The following is a 20273-nucleotide window of genomic DNA, read 5'->3' as shown; positions in this document are numbered from 1 at the left end:
TGGATAAGTGCTGCAATACTATCGAGTACTGGCCGGTGAAACAGAAAATATAGTTATGAAGCTTTTACATTTACCAACACACGACCACGTACCTTTCCTTCAAGTAGCTTATTCGCCGTTTCTACGACATCGTCTAAGCGGATTTCTTCGCTCATGCTGTTAAAATCTTCAGGCTGTAAAAGCTCACTCAGGCGCTGCCATGCTTCGATGCGGTCTTCTAATGGGCGCATAACACTGTCGATACCAATCAGCTTGATGCCTCGTAAGATGAAAGGCGCCACAGAAGCAGGGAAATCCATGCCTTGTGCTAAACCGCAACAAGTGACCACACCGCCGTATTTGGTAGTCGCACACGCATTAACTAAGGTATGACTTCCTACGCAATCTATGACACCAGCCCAACGCTCTTTCTGTAAAGGTTTACCAGGTGCAGACAAAGTATTTCGATCAATGATTTCGCTTGCACCAAGGTTCTTCAAATACTCGCTTTCTTCCACTCGGCCAGTAGACGCCACGACGTGATAACCAAGGCGGTTCAGTAGGCGAATTGCAAAGCTGCCAACACCACCATTTGCGCCAGTGACAAGAATATCGCCTGATTCTGGCGTAACGCCTTGTTTTTCAAGAGCAAGTACCGACAACATGGCAGTATAACCTCCTGTACCTATTGCCATAGACTGCTTAGCATCTATACCTTCAGGAAGAGGAATGAGCCATTCGCTTTTTAAACGCGCTTTTTCTGCTAATCCACCCCAGTGTACTTCACCGACACCAAACCCATTCAGCACTACAAAATCGCCGACAGAGAAGCGCTCTGAATCACTTTGTAGAACTTTACCAACGAGATCTATTCCAGGCACCATTGGAAAAGAACGTACAATAGGGGACTTACCTGTAATGGCTAAGCCGTCTTTATAATTTAAAGTACTGTAATGAACTTCCACCAATACATCGCCCGCTGGCAACTGATCTTCACTTAGCTCTGCTACAGAAATGGCGTTTTGTTTGTCTTTTTGCGTTATCAATAAGCCTTTAAACATACATCCTCCAAATTTAGACCGATCGTCTATTTATATAACTAAAAAAACCAAGCGTCTTCGCTTGGCTTATGTCATTAATTGGTTTTCTTTCGAATCGCCTGGATAAAAAACACCATGAACAAGCTTAATGGTTGCGTACTTTTAGCTAATCTCGCCCGATGAACAGCACCTTCCCAGCCAATCCAAAAGGCTTGGGAGACATCGTTTATATTGCATTGAGAGTCAATTTCGCCTTGTTTCTGACTTTCTAATAAACAATTGGCGACTCGCACTTGCCAACTTTGATAGGTTGCTTGTAATTGCTCTTGAAATGCTTCGGACAGTAAGCTTGATTCTTGTTCTAAGTTGCCCACTAAACAACCGCGCTTAAACTCGTGTCTAACAATGCCGTCTTGGGCATCTTGAGCAAATCGCTGTAAACGCTCTAACGGAGCAATAGCGCTATCCAGTAAAAACTTATCTAATTTCGTTTCAAAGTAGCGACGGTATCGGGATAGAACCGCCAAACCAAACGCTTCTTTGCTTTGAAAATAATGATAAAAAGACCCTTTTGGCACTCCTATCGACTTTAAAATAGGTTCAATACCACTGCGAGTAAAACCAGACTCCGTCAATACCTGCATTCCAGCACGTAATAAGGCTTCTCGGGTATCCAAAGTGTCTGCGCTTTGCTTTTTTGGACGCCCACGACGAGGCTTATTTGATGTATCGAGAACATGAAGCAAATTCTTGTACCTAAACGATTAAAACATGATGGATCTAAAATTAGACCGATCGTCTATTAAATTCAAGTAAGTAAATTCAAGTAGGTAAATAAAGCGCTAAGCCAAAGAAGGTCAGAGGACCGCACCTTCTTTTAATTTATCCTTGGTCGGAGGCGCACCAAAGTAACGTTTGTAGTCTCGACTAAACTGATGAATGCTTTTATAACCCACCTCTACCGAAATTTGGCCGACATTCAATTTCCCTTGGTTTAGCAGCATTTGCGCTTTTAACAGTCGCAACCGCTTCAGGTACTGTAAAGGAGACGACCCAGCGATATTTTTAAAGTGATGGTGGAAGCTTGAAACACTCATATTGGCATCTTCAGCCAGTTGTTCCACTCGAATTTCTTGATCCAGCTGCTGATGTAACTGTTTAAGCGCGTTCACTATCAGTGAAAAACGCCCTTGGTTTACAACTAAGGCACGTAATGCCGCGCCTTGAGGACTTTGTAAAGCTTCAAAGATCACTTCTCGAACTCGGCTTTGCCCCATGATTTTTGCGGTATGTGGATCGTGCAAGGCTTTAATAAGACGAGACACGGATTCGGTCATCTCGTCACTCATTGGTACGGACGACATAGGAAAATAAGATACAGATGGTTTTAAGTCATCTTCAGAAGAAACAGAAACCAACTCAGATAATAAAACAGGGTCGATATCAATAGAGACACCCAAAAGCGGTTCTTGTTGGCTTGCAAAGGTTTCACATTCAAAGGGCAAAGGCAGTGTTTGCACCAAATACTGGCCGGAGTTGTAATGAATTTCACGATCACCCAAGTAACCAATTTTACGACCTTGGACAATGATGGTGAGTCCAGGGCGATAGATTAAAGGCATTCTAGGCATGCACTTCGAACATTTCATCAGGCGAACATTCGTAATTAAGGTATCCGAAAAACCTTCTGTACTTACCAGAGGTTTGATCAAATTTACTAAATTTATATCGGTCATATTTGATCCATCTAGCTATAAAAATCAATGATATTATTATTCATGCAAGATTGTGTAGGAAAAGTTAAGTTTTTAGTTTTTGGAGAAATTGGCAAAACAACAGTAAGAATGCACAACACAATATCAGCAAGTTTACCCTACACTAGGTTGTACCTATTTCATGTTCTAATACTGGAGTAATCATTTATGAGCCAAGCAAAATCTTATGCGGCACTGTCGGCAACCACGCCACTAGCACCGTTTTCATTTGAACGTCGCGATCTACGCGAAGATGATGTCAATATTGATATTCTTTATTGTGGAGTTTGTCACTCAGACCTTCATACCGCTGAAAGTGACTGGGGACCAAGTAATTATCCAATCGTTCCAGGCCATGAAATCGTCGGTAAAGTGACAGAAGTCGGCAGCAAAGTATCTAGATACAAGGTTGGCGATATTGTTGGTGTTGGTTGTATGGTCGACTCTTGTCAACATTGCTCCCATTGTGCCGCAGATTTAGAACAATATTGTGATAATGGCCCAGTAGGTACCTATGGTGCTTATGATTTAATCGATGGCACCTTAACTTACGGCGGTTATTCTGATCATATCGTTGTTCGCGAAAAGTTTGTTCTATCTATTCCTGAAACATTAGAGCTTAGTAAAGCTGCACCTTTGTTGTGTGCCGGTATCACAACATATTCTCCACTTCGTCATCATGGCATTAAAGCTGGTGATAAAGTTGGGGTTTTGGGTATGGGTGGCCTTGGTCATATGGGCGTTAAATTCGCGAAAGCCTTTGGTGCAGAAGTAACCATTTTCACTCGCTCAGAAAGCAAAATTGCGGAAGCAAAAAAACAAGGTGCGGACCACGTCATTGTGTCGACGAATGAAGAGCAAATGAAAGCCGCAGCTATGACTTTCGACTACTTGTTAGACACGATTCCTGTCCAACATGATTTGAACCCTTATCTTGGTTGTTTAAAAGTCGATGGCACACACATTTTAGTCGGTCTTATCGAACCAATGGAGCCAGCAGTACATGCAGCTAACTTGGTCATGAAACGTCGTGTTCTTACTGGTTCTTTAATCGGTGGTATCGCAGAAACACAAGAAATGTTGGACTTCTGTGCAGAGCACAATATTGAGTGTGATGCTGAGATGATCAATATTCAAGACATTAACCAAGCGTATCAACGTATGAAAAAAGGCGATGTGAAATACCGCTTTATTATTGATATGAAAAGCCTGAAAGAAGAAGTTTAATCCGGCTTTGCTGATCTAAAAATACGTTAGTCGTCAAACAAGCGCCCCCAGTGGGCGCTTTTTTTGTTACATCATTCGTCATGACAAGAAGTGGTCTGCCGAGCTGGTGGACAAAGGCTTATTTCTGATGAGAAACCAAGCTCAGCTCAAGTAAATGTAAAATAGTTACTCACAGGATGGGGATTTTCAAATTTTCTTCCTTTCTCCACAATGTCCACACGCCTGCAAAATACAGCCTTCCAAGCTAATTATTCACAATACTTATAGAAAAAAAGATCGATATTTGAATTTTTTTAATTTATTTGCTTGTGGATTATTTTTCGATAAAAAATAGCTTTTTTTGCCATAAAAAACCAAAAAATACATTTAAAACATAAACTTATAAACAGACAACCATCAAAAAACACCTGTTGATAAGTATGGTGATAGGTAGATAAGAAGTTTTGCACAGTTTTTAACAACTTAGAGGTTAAAAATCGACTCTGTATAAGTCACCATTTTATACACAGGTTGAGGTTATCCACACCACAAGATAACCCGCCTTGTCTTAACAAGATATCATCGCTATAAATTGTTAATAAATATGATATTTTTTGAATTATGCACAGATTTAAGCTTGCTATATAAACATAACAAACATAAAAGACCTTATATACTTACTTAATAATATTAATATTGATGACCGGGGTAATCACGTTTGGATCTCTTTCTTTTTGGAAATTAGCCTATATACTAAGCGGCCTAAATCGATAGTTGATCGTTTTTTATTCATTTTTATTATTCTAGTAATACCGAGGTTCCTGTGGATTTCCCAAGTCACTTTGACGTGATTGTGGTTGGTGGCGGACACGCTGGTACAGAAGCAGCTTTAGCAGCAGCACGTATGGGCGTTAAAACTTTGTTACTTTCTCACAACATTGAAACATTAGGACAAATGTCCTGTAACCCCGCCATTGGTGGCATAGGGAAGTCCCATCTGGTTAAAGAAATAGACGCTTTAGATGGCGCTATGGCATTAGCCACAGATCAGGCGGGCATACAATTCCGTACCTTAAACTCTCGAAAAGGTCCTGCGGTTCGAGCAACTCGTGCTCAAGCTGACCGTATATTATATAAAGCGGCTATTCGTCATAAATTAGAAAACCAAGAAAACCTTTGGCTTTTTCAACAGTCTGTTGAAGATCTGATTGTTGAAAATGGTGCTGCTCGTGGTGTGGTTACTCAGACAGGTATCCGCTTTAACGGCAAAACGGTTGTTTTAACCGCCGGAACCTTTTTAGGTGGTGTTATCCACATTGGTTTACAAAATCACTCTGGTGGTCGTGCAGGTGATCCGCCATCCATTGGCCTAGCACAAAAGCTTCGTGCTCTTCCGTTCCGAGTTGACCGTTTAAAAACGGGAACGCCACCTCGTATTGATGCACGTACTGTTGATTTCTCTTTGATGCAGGCACAGCCTGGTGATGATATTGATCCAGTAATGTCATACATGGGCAATCGCGCCATGCACCCTCGCCAAGTAGAATGTTTTATCACTCATACTAACGAGCAGACTCACGACATAATTCGTGCCGGTATGGATCGTTCACCAATGTATTCTGGTGTTATTGAAGGTATTGGACCGCGTTACTGTCCTTCTATTGAAGACAAAATAGTACGTTTTGCCGATAAAAACTCTCATCAAATCTTTATCGAACCTGAAGGTTTAACAACGCACGAGCTTTACCCGAATGGTATTTCTACGTCGTTGCCGTTTGATGTGCAAATTGAGCTAGTACGTTCAATGAAAGGCATGGAAAACGCCCATATTACGCGTCCTGGTTATGCCATTGAGTATGATTATTTTAATCCTCAGGATTTAAAATACTCTTTAGAAACCAAACATATGCCTGGTTTGTTCTTTGCTGGACAAATTAATGGTACAACGGGCTATGAAGAAGCTGGTGCGCAAGGCTTGCTCGCGGGTTTAAATGCTGCATTATTGGCTCAAGATAAAGAAGCGTGGACACCTCGTCGTGACGAAGCGTATCTCGGCGTATTAGTTGATGATTTGATTAGCATGGGGACAAAAGAACCGTATCGCATGTTCACCAGCCGTGCTGAATATCGTCTGATTTTGCGTGAAGATAATGCGGACATGCGCTTGACTGAAAAAGGTCGTGAACTTGGTTTGGTTTCTGACGAACGTTGGGCTGCTTTCTGTAAAAAGCGTGAGGCTATTGAATTAGAGACTCAGCGTTTGAAATCTAGCTGGATTGTGCCTAATACGCCTGAGGCGGAAAGCATCAACCCTAAACTGGAAACGCCAATAACTCATGAATACAGCTTGTTGGATTTGCTTAAACGTCCGAATATTGTTTATTCCGATGTGGCTGGGCTAAAAAATGCCTTGGATGAGCCTGTAGATGAGCAAGTTTCAGAGCAAGTGCAGATAGCCGTGAAATACGCAGGTTACATTTCTCGTCAAGCCGAAGACATTGAGCGTCTTCGTCGTCAGGAAAATACCGAGCTACCTGAAGATCTGGATTATAGCAAGATGGAAGGGTTGTCGAATGAGATCAAGCAAAAGCTGACTCAATTGCGTCCAACGACTCTTGCGGCAGCTTCTCGAATCCAAGGTGTGACGCCTGCTGCAGTATCCTTACTATTAATTCACTTGAAAAAACGTGCGATTGCGCGCAAAAGTGCCTAGAATCATCAGCCGATAATCCTTAATTGCTATCTCTATAGAATGGATCGACTGTGACACACTTTGACACTATTCAAAAAGGCGCCCAACAAATGGGCGCTGTTCTATCTGATGAAACCATTCAGACACTTGTAAAATATCTAGCCATGCTCGAAAAGTGGAATAAGGCTTATAACCTAACCGCTATTCGTGATGTGGAACAAATGATCTCATTACATTTGCTAGACAGTTTGGCGACATTACCTTTTATTACCGGCGAAAATATTATAGACGTCGGCACTGGACCGGGTTTACCTGGTATGGTGCTTGCTATATGTTATCCAGAGAAACAATTTACGTTACTAGACAGTAATGGCAAAAAAACCCGCTTTTTAACGCAAGTTAAGATGGAGTTGGGAATTCATAACGTCACCGTAGCCAATGAACGTGTTGAAAAGCATGCTTTTCAAGGGGCGTACGACCATGTTATTTCAAGGGCGTTTGCTTCTTTGGAAGATATGATTAACTGGACGTTGCCGTTACCAAAAGACTCCGGTAACTTTTTGGCGATGAAAGGCGTTTATCCTAGTGAAGAAATAGCGACACTGCCCAAAGATGTTGACGTGGTGTCTGTAGAACCTCTAAATGTGCCAAATGTTCAGGCGGAGCGTCACATGGTTGTGATGACGCGTAAAGGATAAAGCATGGCAAAAATCATAGCAGTAACCAATCAAAAAGGTGGCGTTGGAAAAACGACTACTTGTGTTAATTTGGCAGCGTCCTTGGCAGCAATGAAGCGTCGAGTGCTGTTAATCGATCTTGATCCACAAGGCAATGCAACAACAGGTAGCGGTTTTACCAAAGAAGAATTAGACACCAGTGTTTATGATGTATTGATTGGTTCTCATGGCGTAAAAGAAGTCATGAAAAAAAGCATGCCTGGAGATTACTGGGTATTGCCTGCTAATGGTGATTTAACCGGTGCGGAAGTGGTTTTACTTGATTTACCAAGCAAAGAAACACGTTTACGTGCCGGTTTGTATGAAGTCGACAATGACTTTGATTATATATTGATGGATTGTCCGCCAGCATTGAATATGCTGACTGTTAATGCGCTAGCTGCGTCACAGGGCGTCTTGATCCCTGTGCAATGTGAGTACTATGCATTAGAAGGTTTGACAGCATTGCTACAAACAATTGAGCGTATTACTCAAGCGTTAAATCCGTCTCTAGAGGTCGAAGGCATTTTAAGAACCATGTATGATCCTCGTCCTAGTTTAACTCACGATGTTTCCAGCCAACTGCACAAGCATTTTGGTGACAAAGTGTATGATACTGTAATCCCTCGAAATATTCGTTTGGCGGAATCTCCAAGTTACGGCTTGCCGGTTCTGCATTATGAAAAACAATCTCGAGGTGCTATTGCTTACTTAGCATTGGCTGGTGAGTTTATTCGAAAATCTGTCGCATAATTATTGTGTTATAAGCGTACTTTAATACCAATTAGGGTTAATGAAATGACGATGAAAAAAAGAGGCCTAGGTCGTGGCTTAGATGCATTACTGGCACCACAATCAACGCCAACTAATGAGGCTGAAAGTGGTTCTAATAATGAGCAAATTAAAGGTCTGACTTATCTACCTGTGGAATGGCTCTCTAAAGGGAAGTTCCAACCTCGTCGTGACATGAACCCAGCACAATTAGAAGACTTGGCCGCTTCCATTCGTACCCAAGGTATTATGCAGCCAATTGTTGTGCGACCAAACGGCCATAATCAATATGAAATTATTGCTGGTGAACGCCGTTGGCGTGCCGCTAAGTTAGCTGATTTAACACAAGTGCCGGTGATCGTGCGTCACGTAGAAGACGCAGACGCTGTGGTTTTAGCCTTGATTGAGAATATACAGCGTGAAGATCTTAATCCCGTTGAAGAAGCCTTGGCTCTTCAACGTTTAGTTGAAGATTTCCATCTTACCCAACAAGAAGTTGCGGATACGGTTGGTAAATCCCGCTCAACCGTCGCGAATTTGTTACGCTTGTTAGGTCTCACACCAGAAGTTCGTCGTTTATTGGAACACGGCGACATTGAAATGGGACACGCACGGGCATTGTTGCCTTTAGAGCATGACAAGCAAATTCAAGCGGCGTCGCAAGTTGTTACTAAATCCTTATCTGTCCGTGAGACAGAGAGATTGGTAAAAAACTTCCAAGTAATTGAAAAAAGTGAAGATAACAAACCTCCTCTGCCTGATTTGAGTGCAGAAGCAGAACGCATTAGCCAAAAGATTAATGCGGCGGTAAAAATACAGCCTTCAGCCAAAGGAAAAGGCAAACTTGTCATAGAGTATAGAAACCCTGAGCACCTAGAACTCTTGGTTAGCGAACTACTCGCAGGGAAATGAAGCAATTTGTGACAAGTAGGTTTTTCTATCTAGACAAGATGAGTAGAAACTGATTCTGCTATCCGTTTTAAGTTGAACACAACTGCTATAACCCATATAATGCCTCGAATTTTGTAAATCATCACATTGATTGCACTTTTTCTGTGCAAAAAGAGAGTTTGTAATGGAAGCAAAGAAGCCATTAAGCGCCAGTGCAATGATTAGCGCTAAAAAGAAGGCTGTGTTTCGTTTCCTTTTGTTGCAATTAATACTCACTTTTTTTGTTTCTTTGGGAATCTTTTACATTGTTGATGGTCTGTATGGGTACTCTTTTTTATTAGGAGGACTGACCAGCATACTGCCCAATGTATATATGGCTTGGCGAGTGTTCGGTCATAAAGGAATTTTGCCTGCAAAAGAGGTTGTTAAATCTTTTTACAGGGGAGAAGCTGGTAAGCTTGTTTTAACAGTCTTACTGCTATCACTAGTGTTTATCCTAGTGAAACCTCTGGCCGCTGGAAGCTTTTTTGCGGGCTTTAGTTTAGGAATTTTGAGTCACTGGCTCAGCCCTGCGGTTATCCGTTAATTAAACGAACTGCGGGCGCGTGGTTTTTATCATTAAAAGAGCGTGGATATAAATATGGCAAGTGAAAATCCAACAGCTTCGGAATACATAAAGCACCACCTTCAGAATTTGACCTTTGGTCAGCATCCTGATGGTAGCTGGGGTATTGCGGAGACATCTAAAGAAGCTGCAGACATGGGCTTTTGGGCGATTCACCTAGATACAATGGGATTCTCCATTGGCTTGGGTATTTTGTTCTTGGTACTGTTTCGTTTTGCAGCAAAGAAAGCGTCAGTAGCGACTCCTACAGGCCTACAAAATTTTGTAGAGCTTATGGTTGAGTTCGTTGATAACTCAGTAAAAGAAAGTTTTCATGGCAAAAGTAAGGTTATTGCTCCATTAGCATTAACTATTTTTGTATGGATATTTTTGATGAACTTAATGGATTTGGTGCCAGTTGATTTCATCCCTAGAATTGCTACGGATGTTTTTGGTATTGAGTACTTTAAGATAGTACCGACAACAGATATCAATGCCGCATTGGGTATGTCTTTGTCTGTGTTCTTCTTGATTATTTTCTACAGCATTAGCATTAAAGGGTTTGGTGGGTTCGTAAAAGAACTTACTTTGCAGCCTTTTAATACGCCAATCATGATTCCATTTAACTTTGTTTTGGAAATGGTTGGGTTACTAGCGAAACCTGTGTCATTGGCATTGCGATTATTCGGTAACTTGTATGCTGGTGAATTGATCTTTATCTTGATTGCTCTTTTGCCTTGGGGCGTTCAGTGGGCTTTGTCTGTACCATGGGCAATTTTCCACATACTAGTCATAACACTGCAAGCTTTTATCTTCATGATGTTGACTATTGTATACCTGAGCATGGCTCACGAAGAACACTAAGATATTGTTATATATAGTAATAATTTTTTTAAACTTGAATCTAAAACTGTAAAATCTAGGAGTTAAAATGGAAACTGTAGTTGGTTTAACTGTTATCTCTGTAGCAATCCTTATCGGCTTGGCTGCATTGGGTACAGCAATTGGCTTTGCTATCTTGGGTGGCAAATTTCTTGAAGCAAGTGCTCGTCAACCAGAACTTGCGCCAATGCTACAAACCAAAATGTTCATCGTTGCAGGTCTTTTGGATGCTGTATCTATGATTGGTGTTGGTATTGCGTTGTTCTTCACTTTCGCTAACCCATTCATTGCTCAGGTTGCTGGCTAATACGTCGCTTTATTGTAAGTGATTTATTTTTTGAACGACTAGAGCGAGGATATTAGCGTGAACTTGAATCTCACACTTATAGGCCAAGCTATTTCGTTTGCCATTTTTGTCTGGTTCTGCATGAAATTTGTGTGGCCACCAGTGATTGCTGCGCTCGAAGAGCGTAGCAAAAAAATAGCAGACGGTTTAGAAGCAGCGAACCGCGCTTCCCGTGATCTTGAGTTGGCACAAGAACAAGCTGACCAAATTTTACGTGAAAGCAAAGACAACGCGGCCGAGATTATTGAACAAGCCAACAAACGTGCGAACCAAATGATCGACGAGGCGAAAGAGCAGGTGATTGCCGATGGCAAACGTCTGCGCGAAGCAGCTCAAGCAGAGATCGAACAAGACGTTATGCGTGCTAAAGAAGCATTGCGTGCTCAAGTTTCTGTTCTTGCATTTGCTGGTGCCGAGAAGATTTTGGGAGCCACCATTGACGAAAAAGCACATAGCGAGATCGTTGAACAGCTCGCCAAAGAGCTTTAAGCGAGGGTCTAATGGCTGAATTAAAAACAGTCGCGCGACCGTATGCGAAAGCCGTTTTTGAAGTTGCTAAAGAGCAAGGTCAAATTACTGAGTGGGCTGATATGCTTAGCATATTAGCTTCTGTAACAGTAGAACCTAAGCTTAAACAGGCGCTTAAAAATTCGGCTTTTAGTGCGGAAGAGAAGGCAAACGCTCTAGCGGACGTTTGTGCAGAAGTAGCTACAGAGCAAGGCAAAGCATTTTTGCTAACCCTTGCACAGAATAAGCGTTTAACGCTTCTTCCTATGATTTCTGAGCTATTTTTACAGTTCAAACTGAATTTCGAAAAAGCCGTAAATGTTAAATTTACGTCTGCATTCGAACTTACAGCAGAACAAACACAAGCATTAGCCGCTTCACTGGCGAAAAAGTTGGACCGTACTGTCAACTTAACCAGTGAAACAGACGCAAGCCTACTTGGTGGCGTGGTTATTCGTACGGGTGACTTAATCATCGACGGTTCAGTACGCGGTAAATTAGCGAAACTGGCCGAGGCGATAAACTCCTAGCGTTTCGTTAAATCGAAACCAGGGTTGAGGAATTTAGCATGCAGCAACTGAATCCATCTGAGATCAGCGAGATTATCAAGAAGCGCATCGAGAACCTCGATGTATCTTCTGATGCCCAAAATGAGGGCACAATTGTCAGCGTGGCAGACGGTATCGTTCTGATCCACGGCCTGGCAGATGTTATGTACGGGGAAATGATTGAATTCCCTGGTGGTGTTTATGGTATTGCTTTGAACCTAGAGCGTGACTCTGTCGGTGCAGTAGTACTTGGTAAATACCAAGACCTTGTAGAAGGTCAAAAAGTGAAATGTACAGGTCGTATACTGGAAGTTCCAGTAGGTCCTGAATTGCTTGGTCGTGTTGTTGACGCATTGGGTAACCCAATCGACGGCAAAGGCGCAATCGATGCAAAATTAACAGATAAAGTTGAAAAAGTGGCGCCAGGCGTTATCGAACGTCAGTCAGTTGATCAACCGATTCAAACTGGTTACAAAGCCATTGACGCCATGGTGCCAATTGGTCGTGGTCAACGTGAGTTGATCATCGGTGACCGTCAGATTGGTAAGACTGCTCTAGCAATCGACACCATTATTGCTCAGAAAGATTCTGGCATTAAATGTGTGTACGTAGCGATCGGTCAGAAACAATCTACTATTGCTAACGTTGTTCGTAAGCTTGAAGAAGCTGGCGCAATGGAATACACCACAGTAGTAGCCGCTGGCGCATCTGATCCAGCAGCAATGCTTTACATAGCGCCATACACTGGCTGTACTATGGGTGAATATTTCCGTGACCGCGGTGAAGACGCATTGATCATTTATGATGATTTGACCAAGCAAGCTTGGGCTTACCGTCAGATCTCTTTGCTTCTACGTCGTCCGCCAGGTCGTGAAGCCTACCCAGGTGACGTATTCTATCTTCACTCTCGTCTTCTTGAGCGTGCATCACGTGTAAACGTTGATTACGTAGAGAAATTCACCAATGGTGAAGTGAAAGGCAAAACAGGTTCTTTGACCGCATTGCCAATCATCGAGACTCAAGGTGGTGACGTATCTGCGTTCGTACCAACCAACGTTATCTCCATCACAGATGGTCAGATATTCTTGGAAACAAGCGCGTTTAACTCGGGTATCCGTCCAGCGATGAACGCCGGTATTTCGGTATCTCGTGTAGGTGGTGCAGCACAAACTAAGATCGTCAAGAAACTTGGCGGTGGTATTCGTCTTGCATTGGCTCAGTACCGTGAATTGGCGGCTTTCGCTCAGTTCGCATCTGACCTAGACGAAGCGACTCGTAAGCAGCTAGAGCACGGTAAACAGGTTACTGAACTGATGAAACAGAAGCAGTTCTCTCCTATGTCTGTAGCTGATATGGGCGTAGTTCTTTACGCTGCTAATGATGGCTTCCTTGAAGATGTTGAAACAAGCAAAATTGCTAGCTTTGAAAAAGCATTGTTAGGTTACATGAACAGTGAACACACTGATCTTATGGCTGACATTAACAAAACTGGTAATTTTAACGGCGAGATTGAAGCGACATTTAAAGCGGCAATCGAGAAGTTTAAAGCGACGCAAACTTGGTAATGACTTTGGTGACAAGCGATTGAGCTTGTCACCACTTTCTTGCAGTTTGTGAAATAACATTCTCACAAGGGCAGTTCTATTATGGCAGTCGGAAAAGAGATACGCACTCAGATTTCGAGCATTAACAATACGCGTAAAATTACTCGTGCTATGGAAAAAGTAGCCGCTAGTAAAACGCGTAAAGCTCAGGATCGTATGGCCGCTTCTCGTCCGTATGCGGAACGAATTCGCCAAGTAGTTGGCCATTTGGCCAACGCGAATCCTGAGTATAAACACCGTTACCTTACCGAACGTGAGGCGAAGCGTGTTGGTTATATCGTAGTCTCTTCTGACCGTGGTTTATGTGGTGGTTTGAACGTTAACGTGTTCAAAAAAGCCATTAAAGATATGAAACAATTTGCTGATTCAGGTGTTGAAATTGACATCTGTGCTATTGGTAGCAAAGCCGTTTCATTCTTTCGTAACTACGGCGGAAATGTAACAGCAGCTTTCACCGGTTTAGGTGATGCACCGAAAGCTGACGACTTAGTCGGTAGTGTTAAGGTGATGCTAGACGCATTTGATGAAGGTCGTATTGATCGTCTTTACGTGGTTTCAAATGAGTTCGTGAATACCATGACTCAAAACCCGACGGTTGAGCAACTTTTGCCATTAAAAGCGGAAGAGAATACAGAGTTACAGCACCACTGGGATTACATCTACGAACCAGAACCCGTTGAACTTTTGAACGAGTTATTAGTTCGCTATATTGAATCTCAAGTATATCAGTCAGTGGTTGAGAATATTGCGTGTGAGCAAGCAGCTCGTATGATTGCGATGAAGAACGCAACAGACAACGCCGGCGATATCATTGATGAATTACAGTTGGTGTACAACAAGGCTCGTCAAGCAGCGATTACTCAGGAAATTTCTGAGATAGTCAGCGGCGCGGCAGCGGTTTAAGGTATTTAGGTATTTAAGAGGATCCGAACATGAGTAGCGGACACATCGTACAGGTTATCGGTGCTGTTATGGACGTGGAATTTCCACGTGATAGCGTGCCAAAAGTATATGATGCCCTGACCATTGAGGGTAAAGAGTTGGTGTTGGAAGTTCAACAACAACTAGGCGACGGTATTGTTCGTACCATCGCAATGGGTTCTACTGACGGTATTAAACGTGGTTTGGTTGTTGAAAACACAAACAAGCCAGTTTCTGTACCAGTTGGTACTCAAACACTAGGACGTATTATGGACGTTCTAGGTAATCCGATTGACGAAAAAGGCCCAATCGGCGAAGAAGAGCGTTGGTCAATTCACCGTTCAGCTCCTTCTTATGCTGAGCAGTCTTCTAGCAGTGAATTGCTAGAGACGGGTATCAAGGTTATCGACCTTGTTTGTCCTTTCGCGAAAGGTGGTAAAGTTGGTCTGTTTGGTGGTGCCGGTGTAGGTAAAACCGTAAACATGATGGAACTTATCCGTAACATCGCTATCGAGCACAGCGGTTACTCTGTATTCGCAGGTGTTGGTGAGCGTACTCGTGAAGGTAACGACTTCTACCATGAGATGACTGACTCGAACGTAATCGACAAAGTATCTCTAGTATACGGCCAAATGAACGAGCCACCAGGTAACCGTCTACGTGTTGCTTTGACTGGTTTGACTATGGCTGAGAAGTTCCGTGACGAAGGTCGTGACGTACTTTTCTTCGTAGATAACATCTACCGTTACACGCTTGCGGGTACAGAAGTATCTGCATTGCTAGGTCGTATGCCATCTGCGGTAGGTTACCAGCCTACACTTGCTGAAGAGATGGGTGTTCTTCAAGAACGTATCACCTCTACTAAGACTGGCTCTATCACGTCTGTTCAAGCGGTATACGTACCTGCGGATGACTTGACTGACCCTTCTCCAGCAACAACGTTCTCTCACTTGGACGCAACGGTTGTATTGTCTCGTGACATCGCATCTTTGGGTATCTACCCAGCGATCGATCCTCTAGATTCTACTTCACGTCAGCTTGACCCACTTGTTATCGGTCAAGAGCATTACGACGTAGCACGTGGCGTACAGATGGTATTGCAACGTTACAAAGAATTGAAAGACATCATCGCAATCTTGGGTATGGACGAGTTATCTGAAGAAGATAAGCAAACGGTTAACCGTTCTCGTAAAATCCAGCGTTTCTTGTCTCAGCCTTTCTTCGTAGCAGAAGTATTTACAGGCGCACCTGGTAAGTATGTTTCTTTGAAAGACACGATTCGTGGCTTTAAAGGCATCTTGGATGGTGAGTTTGATGATCTTCCAGAGCAAGCGTTCTACATGATTGGTAGCATCGACGAAGCCGTCGAGAAAGCTAAGAAACTTTAACCATCACGCGTAGTAAAAGCGTCTAAAGGCGCTTTTACTAAGTATGACTAAGAGAGGCAACTTATGGCTATCACAGTACACTGCGATATCGTAAGCGCTGAACAAGAGATTTTTTCCGGCTCGGTCCAATTTCTTGTGGCTTCAGGATATAATGGTGACTTAGGTATTATGCCTGGTCATGCTGCATTATTGACGACTTTAGAAGCTGGTCCTGTTCGTGTGGTTAAAGAAAATGGTGACGAAGAGGTTATCTTCGTGTCCGGTGGCTTCCTAGAAGTTCAACCGCACCGTGTCACCGTCTTGGCTAACACAGCCACTCGTGCAAGAGATCTGGACGAAGAGGCGGCAGTGAAAGCGAAAGAGCATGCAAAAGAGCTCATAGCTAATCAGCAAGCTGATATCGATTACTCTCGTGCAACTGCGGAATTAGCAGAAGCGGTTGCTCGTTTGCGTACGATTCAGCAGTTCCGCGAACACAAGTAAGCGGCAACGTTGAGTTTGAAGTCAAAAAAAGCAGCCTAAGGGCTGCTTTTTTATTGGCTAATTTTTTCTATTAAAGCATCTTCCATAAAGTATCGAAGATGATCTGCTGGGCTTTGGCGATGTCTTTTGACTCCAACACTACAGCAGAAGGAAAGTTGTTACTCGCCAAAGAAATAATCGCACATTTAGGTGGGTAGATAGCGATATAGCTGGCGTCGACCGATCCCTCCGTTTTAATCCACTTTCGTTCTGATAATTCCGCCTCTTCACCACCATCCCCAAGGGCTATAACTTTTACGTTAATACCAAGCTTTACACGCTGCTTTGTGTAGTTGGGAAATGGGCGATACAAAAAAGGGCGAATCGGCTTTGAAGAAAACACACAATATTCTTTGTGGTCTTGTTGCGACACCACGTTTAAAATATCGCGCAAAACCCACTCGATACCATCATCGCCTTCATAATAACGCACATGGGTTTGATGATAATCCGGCTGTTGTTGATGCAAGTTCGGGATAATCGTGTTTTTTAGGTTATCGATGGTCTTGTTTAGGCGGTTACGTTTTTCTTCCGCTAAATTTAATAGAATATCAGGGTTTTCAGCGGTAAAAAGTCGACGCTTTCCTTTTGGGAAATAGCTCACAATGCCTTTGCTTTGCAGCTGTTTTAACGACTCATAGGTTGTGCCGCGGTTAATGCCGCTGTGTTCGGCAATATCTCGAATGGAAGACGGCCCTAGCTTTAATAGCGTTTGGTAAAGTTGCGTTTCTCTTGGTGTTAAACCAAGCATTTCAAAAGCTTGCTGAATCATATGGCTCACAGTAAATAGTAATTATTTAGAGAATGTAATCTGTATTTTCTAAGTTCACAGAATACACTTATTGACATAAAAAGCGCAGGACGATCTGGCTGCGAGGAGAGAAAAGTGACAAACGATCAACGATTTGGTGGTATCCGCCGATTATATGGCGATGCAGCGTACGAGCTTTTTACTCAAGCTCACGTTTGTGTCATCGGTATTGGTGGCGTTGGCTCATGGGCAGCAGAAGCTCTGGCTCGTTCTGGTATTGGTCACATCACGCTGATTGATATGGACGATGTTTGCATCACCAATACCAACCGTCAAATTCATGCTTTAGATGGCAACATTGGCCAATCAAAAGTGGATGTCATGGCGGAACGTATCAAGTTGATTAGCCCAGAATGCCAAGTAACTTGCATCGAAGACTTTATTACCCCTGACAACCTTCCTGAGCTGCTCTCTACGCCGTTTGACTATATTATTGATTGCATTGACAGCATTAAACCAAAAGCCGCTCTAATGGCTTGGAGTAAGAGCAATAAGCGTAAAGTCATTACAGTTGGTGGTGCGGGTGGTCAGATCGATCCAACGAAAATCCTCATCGGTGATCTTTCAAAAACGGAAAAAGACCCGCTCGCGGCAAAATTACGCAACTTTTTAAGACGACACTACAACTTTACTCGTAATCCAAAACGCCGTTTTGACATCGAATGCGTGTATTCCACCGAGCAACTACGCTACCCGCAAGGTGACGGCACGGTTTCCCATCAGCGCTTAAAAGGCGATACAGAAACCAAAATGAACTGCGACACCGGCTTTGGCGCCAGTACCGCCGTAACCGCTTCCTTCGCGTTTGTCGCGGTGTCTAGAGTATTGGAAAAACTGGCGCAGAAGGCGAATTAAGTCATGATACCTACGACTATGACGTTCTTTGAGAAGTAGTGCATGACGGACAAACAGATTCTGCTCATCTATGACAAGGAATGTCCTGCTTGTGATTTTTACTGTCAGATCGTGCGCATACATCAAAGCGTCGGAGACTTAGTACTCATTGATGCGAGAGAGAATCCTGAAGTGTTACAAGAAATCACCGCAGAGGGCTTGGACATAGACCAAGGCATGGTGTTGAAAATGGGTGGGCAGCTCTACTACGGCGCGGATGCAATCCATCTTTTAGCCTTGCTGAGCAGTCGATCTGGCGTGTTTAACCGCTTGAATTATTGGCTGTTTAGTTCCAAAAAAGTGGCTGGAATTTTGTATCCAATATTAAGGTCTTGCCGTAATCTGCTGTTAAAAATATTAGGCAAAACTAAGATTAATAACTTAAAGCAAGAAGATAATGATAGGTTTTAGTTTGATGCTATCTTGCCCAAAATCGCCAACACCCCATTGGTTCTAGAGCTGGTTAAGTAGCTTGATAGATTAAGCTCGGCTAGCTCTGCTTTTAGATCCATTTGTTGGATGTCTGTGAGAGTTTTCCCTTCGACCAAGCTCAATATAGCGACTAATACTCCGCGCATGAGTTTGGCATCGCTGTCGGCTTTGAAGTGGCGTATGCCATGGCTTTCTTCAATTATGAGCCAAACTGCGCTTTCGCAGCCTTTTATTTTGTTGTCTTCCGTTTTTTCTTCAGCTGTCAGTCTTGGGAGTGTTTTGCTCAATGTCACCAAGGTTTTGAAGGTTTCTTCTTTGCTACGGCAAGTTTGTAGTTGGGCTTTGATGCTTAAATTGTCTGTCATTGCGTGTTACTCATCACTTAATAAATCAATGGCTTCTAGCAGTACGTCACAGAAACGATTCGCTTCTTCCATGGTGTTGTAGCAGGCGAAGGAGGCACGTAAAGTTCCAGCAACGCCAAGTTGTGCCATTAATGGATGGGCACAGTGGCTGCCTGCACGAACAGCGACACCTTGGCTATCTAGGTAAGCATTTAAATCCAAAGTATGAATATTGGGTACACTTAAGGAAACCAAAGTGGTGCCTTTTTCAGGGGAATAAATCTCGATGCCACCTTCTTTGTGAAGGCGTGCGTAGACGTGTGCGGCGAGGGATTGTTCCCAAGTTAGCAAGGCGAGACGATCCTGCGCGCTAAGAAAGTCACAGGCTGCCGCTAAGCCAATAACGCCTTCAATATTGGGTGTTCCAGCTTCCAAGCGGTAAGGCAAAACATTGAACTCTGTCGCTTGGTATGAGACATGACGCACCATTTCTCCGCCTGTTTGGTAGGGCATTAATACTTCCAAAGCATGACTTTTTCCGTATAAGACGCCAATCCCTGTGGGGCCGTACATCTTGTGGCCAGAAAAAACATAGAAGTCGCAACCTAGCGTTTGCACATCAATAGGATAATGCGCCACGGCTTGAGCGCCATCGACAAGGGTAAAGGCGCCTTGCTGCTTGGCATGATCCAGCATAGTTTGTAGTGGTGTGCTTACGCCGATGGCATTGGAAATCTGCGTCGTCGCAAAAATACGAGTGCGATCGGTGAAGTAATGGCGGAATTCTGGTTCCCATTCGCCGTTGGACGTTAGCGGTAGCACGCGTAAGCGTGCGCCAGTACGAAAGGCTAATTGTTGCCAAGGTACTAAGTTGGCGTGATGCTCTAAACTGGTAATGAGGATTTCATCGCCTTTTTCGAGCAAGTGCTCTAAACCCAAAGCAACGGTGTTGATGGCTTCTGTTGCGCCTTTTGTCCAAATTACATGGCTTTGCTCTGGGGCATTGATAAAGCTTGCGACCGTTTCTCTGGCTTGCTCAAAACGGTTTGTAGCTCTATCGCTTAGGAAATGCGCACCACGATGAACGTTGGCATTGAAGCTCCGATAATAGTCCTGAAGCGCGTCCAATACAGGTAATGGCTTTTGCGTCGTCGCCGCATTATCCAAATACGTTAATGGATGACCATAGGCTGTCTGCGCCAAAATTGGAAAGAGGTGACGAAGCGAGGAAGGGTCAAAAGCCATGGATACTCTACTATTTGTTTGAACAAGGGGGCCATTTTTCATGGTTAGTACTGAGTTAAAAAACCACTAAATTGGTCTTAAACCAGTGAAATTGTACCTTAACTCCCATCAAAATCGTGAATTATTGGGCTTTTACTTGCGTTTTTTTGAGACAGCTATAATGATTGATAACAGAT

General features: G+C 43.2%; 22 protein-coding genes. 16 read left to right on the top strand and 6 right to left on the bottom strand.

Features of this window, described 5'->3' with window-relative positions:
- Positions 1–53: 53 nt before the first annotated feature.
- The 3 genes from C1X04_RS18330 to C1X04_RS18320 all read right to left on the bottom strand — a co-directional run bounded on the left by C1X04_RS18330 (position 54) and on the right by C1X04_RS18320 (position 2755).
- Positions 54–1040: an MDR family oxidoreductase gene (locus tag C1X04_RS18330; RefSeq protein ID WP_137170663.1), complete on the bottom strand. Its 987-nt coding sequence runs from the start codon at positions 1038–1040 to the stop codon at positions 54–56.
- A 74-nt stretch (positions 1041–1114) separates the two neighbouring features.
- Positions 1115–1765 carry a TetR/AcrR family transcriptional regulator gene (locus C1X04_RS18325; protein WP_137170662.1) on the bottom strand — a complete coding sequence of 217 codons (651 nt, stop codon included), beginning with the start codon at positions 1763–1765 and terminating at the stop codon, positions 1115–1117.
- A 111-nt stretch (positions 1766–1876) separates the two neighbouring features.
- The gene (locus tag C1X04_RS18320) at positions 1877–2755 is read right to left on the bottom strand and encodes an AraC family transcriptional regulator (RefSeq protein ID WP_137170661.1); all 879 of its coding nucleotides are present in this window, start codon (positions 2753–2755) and stop codon (positions 1877–1879) included.
- A gap of 186 nt (positions 2756–2941) precedes the next feature.
- Here C1X04_RS18320 and C1X04_RS18315 point away from each other — a divergent pair, with 186 nt between their 5' ends.
- From C1X04_RS18315 to C1X04_RS18250, 14 genes are all read left to right on the top strand, one after another.
- Positions 2942–4000 (top strand): NAD(P)-dependent alcohol dehydrogenase, encoded by a 1059-nt coding sequence (locus tag C1X04_RS18315; protein ID WP_110576224.1) that lies wholly within the window; start codon positions 2942–2944, stop codon positions 3998–4000.
- 802 nt (positions 4001–4802) lie between these two features.
- Positions 4803–6692 (top strand): tRNA uridine-5-carboxymethylaminomethyl(34) synthesis enzyme MnmG, encoded by a 1890-nt coding sequence (gene mnmG / locus C1X04_RS18310; RefSeq protein WP_110576222.1) that lies wholly within the window; start codon positions 4803–4805, stop codon positions 6690–6692.
- 50 nt (positions 6693–6742) lie between these two features.
- The gene (gene rsmG / locus C1X04_RS18305; protein ID WP_110576221.1) at positions 6743–7369 is read left to right on the top strand and encodes a 16S rRNA (guanine(527)-N(7))-methyltransferase RsmG; all 627 of its coding nucleotides are present in this window, start codon (positions 6743–6745) and stop codon (positions 7367–7369) included.
- A gap of 3 nt (positions 7370–7372) precedes the next feature.
- Positions 7373–8140, top strand: coding sequence for a ParA family protein (locus C1X04_RS18300; RefSeq protein WP_110576219.1), 768 nt, complete (start codon positions 7373–7375; stop codon positions 8138–8140).
- Positions 8141–8185: 45 nt separating this feature from the next.
- Positions 8186–9070 (top strand): ParB/RepB/Spo0J family partition protein, encoded by an 885-nt coding sequence (locus C1X04_RS18295; RefSeq protein ID WP_137170660.1) that lies wholly within the window; start codon positions 8186–8188, stop codon positions 9068–9070.
- A gap of 163 nt (positions 9071–9233) precedes the next feature.
- Positions 9234–9635, top strand: a complete 402-nt coding sequence (locus tag C1X04_RS18290) for an ATP synthase subunit I (RefSeq protein ID WP_110576216.1) — start codon at positions 9234–9236, stop codon at positions 9633–9635.
- Positions 9636–9689: 54 nt separating this feature from the next.
- Positions 9690–10517: a F0F1 ATP synthase subunit A gene (gene atpB, locus C1X04_RS18285; RefSeq protein WP_110576214.1), complete on the top strand. Its 828-nt coding sequence runs from the start codon at positions 9690–9692 to the stop codon at positions 10515–10517.
- A 67-nt stretch (positions 10518–10584) separates the two neighbouring features.
- Positions 10585–10842 carry a F0F1 ATP synthase subunit C gene (gene atpE, locus C1X04_RS18280; RefSeq protein ID WP_087610906.1) on the top strand — a complete coding sequence of 86 codons (258 nt, stop codon included), beginning with the start codon at positions 10585–10587 and terminating at the stop codon, positions 10840–10842.
- A gap of 57 nt (positions 10843–10899) precedes the next feature.
- Entirely contained in the window at positions 10900–11370 is a 471-nt protein-coding gene (locus C1X04_RS18275; protein ID WP_110576211.1) for a F0F1 ATP synthase subunit B, read from the top strand.
- 11 nt (positions 11371–11381) lie between these two features.
- Positions 11382–11918, top strand: coding sequence for a F0F1 ATP synthase subunit delta (locus tag C1X04_RS18270; protein ID WP_137170659.1), 537 nt, complete (start codon positions 11382–11384; stop codon positions 11916–11918).
- A 38-nt stretch (positions 11919–11956) separates the two neighbouring features.
- Positions 11957–13501, top strand: a complete 1545-nt coding sequence (atpA, locus tag C1X04_RS18265) for a F0F1 ATP synthase subunit alpha (RefSeq protein ID WP_110576208.1) — start codon at positions 11957–11959, stop codon at positions 13499–13501.
- An 81-nt stretch (positions 13502–13582) separates the two neighbouring features.
- Complete coding sequence (gene atpG, locus C1X04_RS18260) at positions 13583–14443, top strand: F0F1 ATP synthase subunit gamma (RefSeq protein WP_110576206.1); 861 nt, start codon at positions 13583–13585, stop codon at positions 14441–14443.
- A 29-nt stretch (positions 14444–14472) separates the two neighbouring features.
- Positions 14473–15849 carry a F0F1 ATP synthase subunit beta gene (atpD, locus tag C1X04_RS18255; RefSeq protein WP_110576204.1) on the top strand — a complete coding sequence of 459 codons (1377 nt, stop codon included), beginning with the start codon at positions 14473–14475 and terminating at the stop codon, positions 15847–15849.
- 63 nt (positions 15850–15912) lie between these two features.
- Positions 15913–16332, top strand: coding sequence for a F0F1 ATP synthase subunit epsilon (locus tag C1X04_RS18250; protein WP_110576202.1), 420 nt, complete (start codon positions 15913–15915; stop codon positions 16330–16332).
- A 70-nt stretch (positions 16333–16402) separates the two neighbouring features.
- On the opposite strand, the gene C1X04_RS18245 is transcribed toward C1X04_RS18250, so the two are convergent.
- Positions 16403–17143, bottom strand: a complete 741-nt coding sequence (locus C1X04_RS18245) for a TrmB family transcriptional regulator (protein WP_110576200.1) — start codon at positions 17141–17143, stop codon at positions 16403–16405.
- 114 nt (positions 17144–17257) lie between these two features.
- On the opposite strand from C1X04_RS18245, the gene tcdA reads away from it, so the two are divergent.
- On the top strand, positions 17258–18037 hold the full coding sequence (gene tcdA, locus C1X04_RS18240) for a tRNA cyclic N6-threonylcarbamoyladenosine(37) synthase TcdA (protein WP_137170658.1): 780 nt from the start codon (positions 17258–17260) through the stop codon (positions 18035–18037).
- A 42-nt stretch (positions 18038–18079) separates the two neighbouring features.
- Positions 18080–18487: a DCC1-like thiol-disulfide oxidoreductase family protein gene (locus C1X04_RS18235; protein WP_137170657.1), complete on the top strand. Its 408-nt coding sequence runs from the start codon at positions 18080–18082 to the stop codon at positions 18485–18487.
- Here the strand turns inward: C1X04_RS18235 and C1X04_RS18230 are convergent.
- Together C1X04_RS18230 and C1X04_RS18225 are read right to left on the bottom strand one after the other, a co-directional pair.
- A complete protein-coding gene (locus C1X04_RS18230) occupies positions 18484–18873 on the bottom strand; it encodes a SufE family protein (protein ID WP_137170656.1) in 390 nt (129 codons plus the stop codon). The genes C1X04_RS18235 and C1X04_RS18230 overlap by 4 nt on opposite strands.
- Before the next feature lie 6 nt (positions 18874–18879).
- A complete protein-coding gene (locus C1X04_RS18225) occupies positions 18880–20097 on the bottom strand; it encodes an aminotransferase class V-fold PLP-dependent enzyme (RefSeq protein ID WP_137170655.1) in 1218 nt (405 codons plus the stop codon).
- Positions 20098–20273: the final 176 nt, after the last annotated feature.

It is taken from the genome of Marinomonas sp. FW-1, assembly GCF_005222245.1.
Lineage (GTDB): Bacteria > Pseudomonadota > Gammaproteobacteria > Pseudomonadales > Marinomonadaceae > Marinomonas > Marinomonas alcarazii.
Note: the sequence above shows the minus strand (reverse complement) of the source record. Positions and strands in the feature narration are given on the sequence as shown.